Origin of the sequence: Empedobacter sp. GD03861 (assembly GCF_029840885.1) — a bacterium.
Lineage (GTDB): Bacteria > Bacteroidota > Bacteroidia > Flavobacteriales > Weeksellaceae > Empedobacter > Empedobacter falsenii_B.
This window is the reverse complement of the sequence record NZ_JAOCDJ010000052.1, coordinates 1-12,282: the sequence shown is the minus strand read 5'-3', so window position 1 is coordinate 12,282 and position 12,282 is coordinate 1. Positions and strand designations below refer to the sequence as shown.

The 12,282-nt window shown below is 30.9% G+C and carries 8 protein-coding genes; 2 read left to right on the top strand and 6 right to left on the bottom strand.

Going from position 1 to position 12,282, the window contains the following annotated elements; genetic code table 11:
* Window positions 1–156 precede the first annotated feature (156 nt).
* Window positions 157–3,255: a M60 family metallopeptidase gene (locus N5D03_RS13875; RefSeq protein ID WP_280051990.1), complete on the top strand. Its 3,099-nt coding sequence runs from the start codon at window positions 157–159 to the stop codon at window positions 3,253–3,255.
* A 71-nt stretch (window positions 3,256–3,326) separates the two neighbouring features.
* Here the strand turns inward: N5D03_RS13875 and N5D03_RS13870 are convergent, their stop codons facing one another.
* The 3 genes from N5D03_RS13870 to N5D03_RS13860 all read right to left on the bottom strand — a co-directional run bounded on the left by N5D03_RS13870 (window position 3,327) and on the right by N5D03_RS13860 (window position 7,213).
* Window positions 3,327–5,393 (bottom strand): cytochrome c biogenesis protein CcdA, encoded by a 2,067-nt coding sequence (locus N5D03_RS13870; protein ID WP_219035234.1) that lies wholly within the window; start codon window positions 5,391–5,393, stop codon window positions 3,327–3,329.
* Entirely contained in the window at window positions 5,387–6,694 is a 1,308-nt protein-coding gene (gene tilS / locus N5D03_RS13865) for a tRNA lysidine(34) synthetase TilS (RefSeq protein WP_280051989.1), read from the bottom strand. Before tilS ends, N5D03_RS13870 begins: the two co-directional genes overlap by 7 nt.
* 111 nt (window positions 6,695–6,805) lie before the next feature.
* Complete coding sequence (locus N5D03_RS13860; RefSeq protein ID WP_219035236.1) at window positions 6,806–7,213, bottom strand: Rrf2 family transcriptional regulator; 408 nt, start codon at window positions 7,211–7,213, stop codon at window positions 6,806–6,808.
* A gap of 370 nt (window positions 7,214–7,583) precedes the next feature.
* Between N5D03_RS13860 and N5D03_RS13855 the strand changes: the two genes are divergently transcribed.
* Window positions 7,584–8,018, top strand: a complete 435-nt coding sequence (locus N5D03_RS13855) for a hypothetical protein (RefSeq protein WP_221854436.1) — start codon at window positions 7,584–7,586, stop codon at window positions 8,016–8,018.
* A 4-nt stretch (window positions 8,019–8,022) separates the two neighbouring features.
* On the opposite strand, the gene N5D03_RS13850 is transcribed toward N5D03_RS13855, so the two are convergent.
* The 3 genes from N5D03_RS13850 to N5D03_RS13840 form a co-directional block, all read right to left on the bottom strand.
* A complete protein-coding gene (locus N5D03_RS13850) occupies window positions 8,023–8,661 on the bottom strand; it encodes a LysE family transporter (protein WP_280051988.1) in 639 nt (212 codons plus the stop codon).
* Between the two features lie 82 nt (window positions 8,662–8,743).
* Window positions 8,744–9,475 carry an alpha/beta hydrolase-fold protein gene (locus N5D03_RS13845; RefSeq protein WP_280051986.1) on the bottom strand — a complete coding sequence of 244 codons (732 nt, stop codon included), beginning with the start codon at window positions 9,473–9,475 and terminating at the stop codon, window positions 8,744–8,746.
* A 105-nt stretch (window positions 9,476–9,580) separates the two neighbouring features.
* On the bottom strand, window positions 9,581–12,202 hold the full coding sequence (locus tag N5D03_RS13840; protein WP_221854433.1) for a valine--tRNA ligase: 2,622 nt from the start codon (window positions 12,200–12,202) through the stop codon (window positions 9,581–9,583).
* Window positions 12,203–12,282: the final 80 nt, after the last annotated feature.

The following is a 12,282-nucleotide window of genomic DNA, read 5'->3' as shown; positions in this document are numbered from 1 at the left end:
TTAGAATCTCTTTCTTAATTGTATTATTAAAGAAAGGGATTCTTTATTTCTTAACATTTCCTTATTTTTTTTTCAAATTGGTTCCTAGCTGATTATAAATAAAATGTATTAATTAACTTGTCTAAACAACAAAATATCAATTAACACAAATTATTTATGAAAAAAAATTACTTCCTACTAAGTATGATTTTACTTGGTATAGATTCTTTTGCGCAGGAATACAAAATGCCCGTTTCTAGTGTTACTTCTAAACAAGAGGCACAAAGTGGTAATGAAGCTACTTTTAGCGCAGATGGTATATTAACGACAATGTACCATTCTAAATGGAATCAAAATGGAATCCCAGATCAATTAGATTTTAGTTTCAACAGTCAAGTTAAATCTATAAAATCCCTTGCCTATTTTCCAAGGCAAACAGGTACTAATGGAATTTGGACAAATGTTGAAATTTTATATTCAACTAAAGATGATCCAACAAATTTCAAAACAGCGACTACGAGTGCTATAACATGGGCTGGAGATTCTACATCTAAAAAATTTGATTTTGATAAAGAAATTATCAATCCAGCAGTCATTAGAATAAAAGTGAATGCTGTTCTAGGAAATTTCTCGAGTGCTGCGGAAGTTGAGTTTTACTCGTCTGATCAAATTACTCCAATAGCTTCAGAGTGTGTAATACAAACAAATGAGTTCTCAAACTATAAGGATATGAAAGTTTCTCCATTAGTTGCAGGTTCGTCAGCATCAAGTTTTCAAACAGGAGAAAACATAGAGCAATCATTTGATGGAGATTACAATACGCTTTATCATTCTAACTACAATTCTACTGAAAAAACTTTCCCTATTTCATTAATTTATGCTTTTGATGGAAACACACCATTAGATTATCTGATCTATTATCCAAGAAATGATGGTGGAGTAAATGGTTTATTAGGAAAAGTAAAAGTTAGTTACAATACTATAGCTGATCCTACTTATATTGAAATTTCTACACAAGATTTTGCGCAAACAAATGATGTAAGAAATATATCTTTTCCATCACAGATAAAACCTTCTTCTATCAAATTAGAAATTTTAGATGGCAAAGGAAATTTTGCAAGTGTTGCCGAGATGGAATTTTATCAAAAAAATTCAAACAAGTTTGATCAGAAAAAGTATTCAACAATTTTTAAAGATGATTTATTCTCAGAATTAAATTCAGGCGTAAATCAACAAACAATTAATGGAATTACTACATCTCCTTTTGTTAAATCTTTAGCACAATGCCTATTAGATAATAAATACAAAAAAATAGATCGTGTTAACGAACATAAAGCATATAAAACAATAGCTTCTATCAATAAAGAATACAAAATTGGAAATTACAATGCTTACGAAAATCCAACAGGAATAGTTTTTTCGGAAAAAACAACTAGCGTTATGTTTGTAAGTGGTATTCCTTCTGGTGAAAGTGTATATTTACGTGTTAGAGATTCTGCTAACGAAGCAAATGTAACTGATATCTCTTACCCTTTATCAAATGGAATAAATGCTATTGAAATGAAAAATAATGGATTAGGATATATTTCTTATTATTCTGATTCTAATAATCTACCAAATATAAAATTAAATGTAGTATCAGGTATCGTAAATGGTGTTTATAATACCTACTCTACAACAACTGAAAAATGGAAAGAAATAGTAGAAAATAATGTATATTCTAAAGTAGATATTGTAGGATATTACACACACCTTATTATTGATAAAACTCCTGTAAAATTATATAATGTTAATTCTCCTCAAGCATTAATAGATAAATACGATGCTATCACAAAATCTGAACGAGAATTGATGGGATTCTTCAAATACAATAAAGACTTCAATACAAAACAATTAGTTTACACAGAGAATAAAGGTGGTTGGTTTGCTGGCGGAACTGGAGCACATTTAGATTTAACTTGGGGTGCTGCAAACTCAGCTTCTCCAACAGGATTAGATGTTTGGGGTATAGCTCATGAATTGGGACATGTTAACCAAATTAGACCAGATTTAAAATGGACTGGAACTACAGAAGTTACAAATAATATTTATTCAGTTTGGGCTACTTATAATCTAATAAAACAAAATGGAAGTATTAATTATCTAAGAGTTGAATCGGAAACAGGAGATGCTACTAATTATCCTAAAGTATCAGGAAACAGATATGGTGAATTTATCAAACATACATTAATCGACAAAAAAAGTTTTAATGATATTGATGATGATCCTCATTTCAGAAAATTAGTTCCATTTTGGCAATTAAGTTTGTATTATCAATTAGCTGGAGCTGCTAAAGGTGCACCAACTTTAGCTTTTGATAATGATATGTCAGACGAGTTAAAAAATACTACTGTTTCACCTTCAACTGGTATTGATTACGCACATTGGTTTGCTTATACTGCTGAACAAGCAAGAAATAGAGATTCTTCTAAAATAACAATGGGTCAAAATAATCTAAATTTCGCTAAAGATTTAGCAGATGCTGTACAAGAGGACTTAACTGACTTCTTTACAAATATCGGATTCTTTACTCCTGTTACTAAAGAAATTGATGACTACGGAAAAGTTACTATCATTGTCACGCAAGAAATGATTGATGAAGCAAAATCGTATATCAAATCCAAAAATTATCCAAAACCAGTTTCTCCAGTAATGCATTACTTAAACTCATTTAATGTAAATATTTACAAAGACAAATTAAAACTTTCTGGGAAAACAGGTGAAGGTGCTAGTATTGTAACAAATACGAACGGAACGTTTTTAACTGTTGAAACTGCAAAATGGGCAAATGCTGTTGCTTACGAAACTTACAATGAAGAAGACGAATTAATTTCTGTTTCTGTTTTAGGTACAGGAGATGTTACGTTTAAAAATACATTTGTAGATTTCCCAGTCAATGCTAAAAAAGTATATGCTGTTGGTTTCGATGGCGCTAAAATACTAGTTTATCCAACTAATTTATCTACTAACGAAAGTATCAAATCTACGGATTTTAATATTGTTCCAAATCCAATCAAAAATGACTCAAACATTAAGATTACACTTAACAATTCAAAAGGACAATACAATTTAAGTGTAATTGACATCAATGGAAAAGTCATCACAAATTCGATTGGAAATATAGATGAATTGAATAAAACTATCAATTCAAAATTCAAATCATTACCAAAAGGTATCTATATTGTTACATTGAAAAATGAAACTTCAAATTACACGAAAAAGATTATTAAAGAATAGTTTAACACGTATAATTCATAAACAAAAAACTCCCGCAAATGCGGGAGTTTTTACTACTATATAAAAGATAATTATTTCGCTTTATACTTCGCGATTCCATCTTGTAACCATTTTAGGTAAACTTCTACATCAAGTTCAGCTTCTAAAGGTTTAGAAAAACGATTCAAATCTTTATCAACCAAAATATAATAAGGTTGAGCATTTGCATTGAAATGTTCAATCTCGAAAGAAGTCCATTTGTTACCAACTGTTTTCAAATTACGATCTAACGCTTTCGAAAATACTTTTTGATCTTCTGGTAATTCTTTTGCTTCGTCAACATATAACGAAACTAAAACAACATCTTCAGCCAAAATTTTCTTCACACGCTCATCGCTCCAAACACGTTCTTCAACTTTACGGCAATTTGCACACGCATGCCCTGTGAAATCTAACAACATTGGTTTTCCAACTTTCGTTGCGTAAGCTGCTGCTTGATCAAAATCTTTGAATGCAGGAATTCCATGAGGTCCAGCAACCATATTTGGATCATCAAATTTAGCTGTTGCTTGTCCACCTCCTACACCTTCGTGGAAACCTCGTGGCGCTTCAGAATAGGTCATTGGAGGTGTTAAACCACTTAATAGTTTTAATGGTCCACCCCATAAACCTGGAATCATGTAAATCGCAAATGATATCGAAACCAATGCAAATAACATTCTCGGAACACCAATTGTTTGCACAGGTGAGTCTAATTCTAATCTAAATTTACCTAAAAGATATAATCCTAAGAAGATAAAAATTGCAATCCAAAATGCTAAGAAAATTTCTCTTGGTAACCAATTCATTTGCCAAACTAAATCTGCGTTTGATAAGAACTTCAAGGCAAAAGCTAATTCAATAAATCCTAAAGAAACTTTGATTGTATTTAACCATCCACCAGATTTTGGCATTGAATTTAACCAACCAGGGAACATCGCAAACAATGTAAATGGAATCGCTAATGCTAAAGAGAAGCCAAACATTCCTACGATTAATGAATAATAGTTTCCTCCTTGCGTCGCTTGAACTAATAACGAACCAATAATTGGTCCTGTACAAGAGAATGATACTAATGCTAATGTGAATGCCATAAAGAAGATCCCAATTAATCCGCCTTTATCAGCACCTTTATCAGCTGCATTTACCCATTTACTTGGTAATGTTAATTCAAAAGCACCAAAGAATGAAATTGCAAATACAATAAAAATAGCAAAAAACGTTAAATTTACCCACGGATTTGTTGACATTTCATTTAGAACAGATGGTCCAAAAATAACTGTCGCCAATAAACCTAATGCAACATAAATAACAATGATTGATAATCCATAAATAAAGGCTTTTCCAACTCCTTCTCCTTTCGATTTACTTTGTTTTGTAAACATACTTACTGTCAAAGGAATCATTGGGAAAATACAAGGCATTAATAGCGCTGCCAATCCTCCTAAAAATCCTAAAGAAAAGATTTTCAATAAACCATTATCTTTCTTTTCGTTATCTGCTAATAAAGAATCATCAACTTTTTTGATTGTATCTTGTGTTGCCGCAACAACTGCTGTAGAATCTTCTTGAACAGAATCCTGCGTAATTTCAGTTACTGCTACTGTATCTTTTGCTTCTGTAGCATCTGCTGGCTTCGCCTCTTCTTTCGTTTCTTCAACTTTTGCAGACGGCGTTAATTTTATTGTTCCGCTTGTTTCATCTGGTGGCAAACAACGTTCAGCATCACACATCTGAAATTCGATTGTGTATGATACATTTACAGGTTTATCACCCGAAACTTTTACTTTTTGAACAAATTTTACTTGATTTTCGTAATATTTTTCATCTTGTTCAAAAATTTGGCTGTATTTATCTATACGTTTTCCTACTTCTCGCGCACCTCCAACTAATTTTGCATTTGCAGCTGGTTTAAATGATGCACTTGCTGGAATTCCAATTCCTCCATCAGGATGTTTCATTGAATAAAGGTGCCAACCTTTATCAATTTTTCCTGTTACCTCGATTTCAAACTCATTCTGTCCAACCTCCTTCACCGAACTCGACCATTTTGCAGGACTAAATAACTGTGCGTTGACTAAAATTGGAAACAAAAAAAGTATCCAAAGTTTCTTTAACATACTGTAATGTTTAAAAAGTTTTTACTTGTTTCTGTCGTTTTGAAACGTTCATCCAAACGATGATTTACCACCCAAATAATTTGATCTTTTTGGTCACAAAGCAACCAAACCTTCTCTTTTTCTAACTTAGAAAGTTTCAAATCTTTCATAAACTTACTCAACAATTTTTTTTGACCTTTCATTCCAATTGGATAAAAGAAATCTCCCTCTTTCACTTTTCTAAGTTTAAGCGGAAATAAAATTGATGTAAAGTCTACTATTTCAGTAGCGTTTTCGTGTGGATTTATCGATTTCACGAACTTCAAATTTAACGAATTGATTTCAATTAACTCATCAAAAATCGTTAATTCATCTTCATTTTCTTCTTCTATTTTTTGCAACAACAAATTTTCTCGATTTTTAATTAATCGATAAGTTGCTGATTTTATTTCACTTCCCGTTTCTGCATCCAAAAATTTTAAAATTTCTTTGCTCGACGAAAATCCATATTTTTCGAACAAATAATGTAAAAATGTTTCTAATGGTTGAAGTTTTTTTAATGCTGAAATTTCAATTTCAATCGGATTATCTCCTGAGAATAAATCACTTCTAACTTCTCCAACTTTATTTTGTACAATTTGATAATTATCATTGATATGATTTAAACTTGACAAAAAATTCTCATCAAATTGCGGATGAAGCTCTTTTAGAATTGGTGTAATGTGATGACGAATCTTATTTCTAGTATAATCATCCGTCGCATTCGTATAATCTTCTCGCCAATTTATTTCATTTGATTTTGCATATTCCAACAAATCATTTTTTGTAAAATTTAAAAGTGGACGAAAGATTTTTCCATTATCAATTTGCATTCCAACCAAACCTTTCAAACCTGTTCCACGAGAAAGATTAATCAAAAAAGTTTCAATATTATCATCCAAATGATGAGCTGTCACCAAAACATCCAAACGATTTTGTTGTTGAACTTGCTCAAACCACTCATAACGCAAATTTCGGCAAGCCATTTCTACCGAATAATTTCCTACTTTCTGATAAGCCACAACATCAAAACGAGTCGAATGAAACGGTATATTATATTTTCCACAATATTCTCTCACAAACAATTCATCGCCATTTGCGTCTTCTTCACGCAACTGAAAATTACAATGTGCCACCTGAAAATTTGCAGCTGTTTGACGGAATAAATCTAACAAAACCATACTATCAATCCCTCCACTAATCGCCAATAAATAACGATGCGTAGAAAAAGAACGTTGTACTAAAAGTTCTTTAAACTCTTGTTGTATAGATCTATTTTTCATGAAATACAAATGTTCGAAATTAGGAAGAATTCTCGAAAAAGAGTTATACTTTTTTTCTTCATTCTTATAAAATTTTACAATAAAAAAGCCTGAAAAACTCAGGCTAAAGATTTATTTTAAACTTTCTAAAGATTTATTTTCAAGAATTTCTAAAGTCGAATCTCTCAATTCAACCATCACCTTATTCAATGTACAAATGCCTTCGTTAGGGCAATCATCACATTTTTCGTAGTAATTTTTACTTACACAAGGTAAAAGCGCGATTGGTCCTTCTAAAACACGAATCAAAGATGCTAAACTAATATCTTTCGCATCACGTGCCAAATAATATCCACCACCTTTTCCTTGTTTCGAATTGACAAAGCCTAACTTTTTTAAATCCAATAAAATAGCCTCCAAGAATTTTTTCGGAATAACTTCTGTTTCAGAAATTTGTCCGATTAAAACTGGTTTGTTACTTTCTTGTCTGGCCAAATGAGCCATTGCTTTTAGTCCGTATTTTGTCTTTTTTGATAACAATTCTATAAGATTTAACTACAAAAATAACGTTGATTGTTGTATAAAACAAATATAAAATTAAATCGTTGAACCGAGATTTAAAAATATTTCATCAAAAAATCAATTACCTTTTGAGTTGTAGAATTATAGGGATAATTGATAAATTTTGAAGGTGATAAAAACCAATTGACTTTTAAAATCGGTTTCATATATGAAAAACTCTTTCTAAATATATTTTTCGCTAATAAACAGTAAGATGACGAATATTTGCTTTATTCTTACATTGCTTATCATAAATCTCATCTATTTTCGTTTTAAAATCTGGCACATGAAAAATTTTGAACGTTAATTTACCACTATTTTGAGTATTTTTAATCCCAAAAAGCAACAAATGAAAAATAATCTTACTTTGATTGACAAATTAAATCACATCAAAAATTTATTTATTATTGGTAAAAGTGATGGTAATTTGAATGAAAAAGAGATTCAAATTATCTCTGATATTGCCAAATTTCATGAGCTTTCTGCTAAAGATGTAAGTTATATTCTGAACGAAAACACGAAGTTTGATTTTACGTTGCCAAAAACCTTTACTGATCGACTTTCTTTGTTGTATGACGCTGTTTTATTAATGGTTGTGGATTTGAATATTCATCAAAATGAAAAAGCAATTTGTATTGATTTAGCTAAAAAATTTGAATTTAATCCTCAAATTATTGATGAATTAATCGAAGATATTTTGAGTTATATTTTAGAAGGAAAAGAATGCGATGAAGTGATGGAATATTTGCTTAAATACTCGCATCCAAAGCAAAATTTGAATTAAATTTTTATTGAAAAAGTTGATAAATCGTTAACAAAGAAATCACACTCGTCACTCCTCCTATTACATAGTTGATATTCTTTAAAATAAACGAATCTTCTTCTGATTTTGAATTAAAAAATTTCAGATACAGACCAAAAATAATCATCGAACCAACAACAACTCCTAAAGCAAAAACTGAGCTATTTGGTTGTCCAAAAACATTAACATTATACGAAATCAACGTTGCGCTTAAAAATACATAAAAAGGTATTGGAAAAACATTTATGGCAGATAACAATAACCCATAGATGAATTTATTTTTTTGTTCTACATCACCTTGTTGTTTTAGCTTTTTATTCTTCTTTTTTTGATCTTGTTTCTTTGCAAAAAAGAGAAAATAAATCGTAATAATTACAAAAACAGCTAATCCAATTTCCCTAAAAATCTTCGTAACTTCTTCATTAAAATCAATAAATTTTGCCAGAAAAATTGCCAAATAAACCTGAATTGCAATCGTAACCGCTGTTCCAGACATAAAAGTATATGCACTTTTAGTTCCTGCTTGTTTCCCAATTTTCACCACCGTCATATTCAACAATCCAGGAATGGATGATCCAATAAAAGCTGTGAAAATTCCGATTAAAAGTAGTTCTAAATACTGCATTAATTCTTTTTAAAAAGGTTTGCAAATTTAGACAAACTTGTTGGAGAAACCTATTGAAGTAATATGAATCATTCAAAAAATATTACTTAAACGTCCATATTAACGCTGATTTTATTGAAGAATTGAAAATTGTAAAATGATTTTGCGAAGGATCATGTAAATAATTCCAATTTGATTTCAAGTTATCTTTTTCGCGTAATTTTTCTACAAATTGATCTGTAAACTTTGAAATTGAAATAGTTTTAGAACTTGAAATCCAAATCTTTTTATTTTCTAATAGATTAAAATCAAATTTTTCAAAATAAGAATCAAACAATTCGTGGTTATTCCACCAAAGCGAAGGATCAATTGCGATATAAGAATCAAAATAATGCGAAAAATAAAACAATATATCCATTACCAATAATCCGCCTAAAGACTCACCAACAATAGTTTTCGAATTATTTGTATAGTAATTTTTCGAAATATAAGGAAGTAATTCTAATACAATAAATTTCTCAAAATATTCTGCATTTCCATATTCTGGAACCCATTTTTTATCTTTTGCAATGTATGTATTTCTTGTAAAATCTAAATTTCGATTAATATTTTCAATTCCTACAATCATCAATGGTTGAATATGATTTGATATAATTAACTCATCAATTAGTTTTGATATTTGCTTAAATTTTTCATTAATTCCGCCATCTAATAAATACAAAACAGGCAAACTTTCATTTATAAAACGCTCTGGTATCCAAACAAAAATATTTCTTTCTTGGTTTAAAAAATCAGAATACAACTTTTTCTTTTTGTAATTTAATTCGCTTGACATTTATACTTTTTTGAGGCTTTATTAAAGTTAATCGAAAAAAATCAATAAAAAAACCACTCCAAAATTTGGAGTGGTTTTTCATATATTTTAAAAATTAAATTAAAATTACAAAGCTTGTAACTGCTCTTCAATTTGAGCAATTTTAGATAATGCATCAGCCTCTTTTTTACGTTCTGCATTAATCACTTGTTCTGGTGCACCAGCAACAAACTTTTCGTTTGATAATTTTTTACGAACCGAGTTTAAGAAACCTTGGTTGTAATCCAACTCTTTTTGTAATTTCTCACGCTCAGCTTCAATATCGATATTATCAGACATCGGAACCATAAATTCTAACGTACCAACACGGAAAGCAAAACCTTTTTCTGGTTTATCACCTGTATTGAAATTAGAAACATTTCCTAATTTAGAGAACACATCTACATAAATTTCATTCGCAGCTTGAGCATCAGCAAAAACTTCTAATGCTTCTTTTGGTGACATTCCTTTTTCTGAACGTAATCCACGAATAGCAGTTGTTGCTTCTTTTGTATTTTCAAAATTCTTGATAATCTCTTCATTGAAAGATGTTACTTCAGGATATTTAGAAATAATTAAGGCTTCGTTTTCTGTTCTTTCAGCAATTAAATGCCAAATTTCTTCTGTTAAGAAAGGCATAAATGGATGTAAAACTTTCAATACATTTTCTAAATAAGAAATTGTTGCTGCATAAGTTTTTGCATCAATTGGCTCACCAAAAGTAGGTTTAATTGCTTCTAAGTACCAAGAACAGAAATCATCCCAAATCAATTTATAAATTACCATCAATGAATCAGATAAACGATATTGATCGTAATTATGTTCGATATCTGCTAATGCTTGTTGGAATTTATTTTCGAACCATTCAACCGCTTTTGTTTGAGCAGAAGTTTGTTCTAAATCTTCTTTCACTTCCCAACCTTTTATTAGACGGAAAGCATTCCAAATTTTATTCGCAAAATTACGTCCTTGTAGACACAAATCAACATCGAAAGGTAAATCGTTCCCAGCAGGCGCTGTTAGCAACATTCCCATACGCGTAGCATCTGCACCATATTCGTTCATCAATTCGATTGGATCTGGTGAATTCCCTAACGATTTTGACATTTTACGACCTTGTTTATCACGAACAATTCCTGTGAAATATACATTTTCGAAAGGTAATTCGTTACGATACTCATATCCAGCCACAATCATACGCGCAACCCAAAAGAAAATAATATCTGGACCAGTTACTAAATCTTGTGTTGGATAATAATAATTGATTTCTTCATTTTCTGGCTCATTGATTCCGTTGAAAACAGAAATTGGCCATAACCAAGAAGAAAACCAAGTATCTAACGCATCTTCGTCTTGACGTAAATCTTCGATTGTTAATGTAACATTTCCTGTTTTTTCCTGTGCTAATGGTAAAGCTTCTTCTTTTGTTAGAGCAACAACGAAATCTTCGTTTCCATCACCATAGAAAAATGCAGGAATTTGGTGTCCCCACCATAATTGACGAGAAATGTTCCAATCTGTTACATTTTCCATCCAATTACGATATGTATTTTTAAATTTCGCAGGATGAAATTTAATCGTATCATTCATTACATTTTCTAAAGCTGGTTTAGCTAAATCTGTCATTTTCAAGAACCATTGATTTGAAATTTTAGGCTCAATCACCGCTCCTGTTCTTTCAGATGTACCAACTTTATTATTATAATTTTCTACTTTTTCAAGTAAACCTTTTTCTTCTAATTCTTTCTCGATTTCTTTACGCGCTTTGAAACGATCTAATCCAGCATAATTTAATCCTAAATCATTTAATTTCGCATCATCCGTAAAAATATCAATAAAATCTAAATTATGTTTTTTACCTAATTCGTAATCGTTCACATCGTGTGCAGGCGTAACTTTAAGACATCCTGTACCAAATTCGATGTCAACATATTCGTCTTCGATAATATTTACTTTACGACCAACGATTGGAACAATAACTTGTTTTCCTTTCAACCATTCATATCGCTCGTCATTTGGATTGATACAAACTGCAGAGTCACCAAAAATTGTTTCAGGACGAGTTGTCGCCACAACAATATATTGATCAGTTCCGTCAACTTGATATTTTAAATGATATAATTTTCCATTTTTATCAACATGAATAACTTCTTCGTCAGAAATATTTGTCTTTGCTTCCGGATCCCAATTTACCATACGGTATCCACGGTAAATTAATCCTTTGTTATATAAATCAACAAAAACACGTTGAACAGATTCAGATAAATCTGGATCCATCGTAAATTTCGTACGATCCCAATCGCAAGAAGCTCCTAACTTTTTTAATTGGTCTAAAATAATTCCACCATGTTTATGCGTCCAATCCCAAGCGTGATTTAAAAATTCTTCACGACCGATATCAAATTTAGAAACACCTTCCTCTTTTAACTTCGCAACAACTTTCGCTTCAGTAGCAATTGAAGCATGGTCTGTACCTGGTACCCAACAAGCGTTAAATCCACGCATACGCGCACGACGAATTAAAACGTCCTGAATCGTATTATTTAACATATGTCCCATGTGCAAGACACCTGTTACATTTGGTGGTGGAATGACGATTGTGTAAGCTTTTCTTTCATCTGGAGTAGATTTAAAATACTTCTTCTCCATCCAGTATTCATACCATTTTCCTTCAACTTCCGTTGGCGTATATTTAGATGCGATTTCCATTATTTATATATGACTTAAAATAAATTTGGGCAAATTTACACAATCTGCCTTAAACTGCCTAGTATATTAAATATATATTA

Excerpts from the sequence above, each read along its gene's own strand:
- N5D03_RS13855 (WP_221854436.1), top strand. The coding sequence starts at position 7,584 with ATGAAAAATAATCTTACTTTGATTGACAAATTAAATCACATCAAAAAT.
- tilS (WP_280051989.1), bottom strand. The coding sequence starts at position 6,694 with ATGAAAAATAGATCTATACAACAAGAGTTTAAAGAACTTTTAGTACAA.
- N5D03_RS13845 (WP_280051986.1), bottom strand. The coding sequence starts at position 9,475 with ATGTCAAGCGAATTAAATTACAAAAAGAAAAAGTTGTATTCTGATTTT.
- N5D03_RS13840 (WP_221854433.1), bottom strand. The coding sequence starts at position 12,202 with ATGGAAATCGCATCTAAATATACGCCAACGGAAGTTGAAGGAAAATGG.
- N5D03_RS13870 (WP_219035234.1), bottom strand. The coding sequence starts at position 5,393 with ATGTTAAAGAAACTTTGGATACTTTTTTTGTTTCCAATTTTAGTCAAC.
- N5D03_RS13850 (WP_280051988.1), bottom strand. The coding sequence starts at position 8,661 with ATGCAGTATTTAGAACTACTTTTAATCGGAATTTTCACAGCTTTTATT.
- N5D03_RS13875 (WP_280051990.1), top strand. The coding sequence starts at position 157 with ATGAAAAAAAATTACTTCCTACTAAGTATGATTTTACTTGGTATAGAT.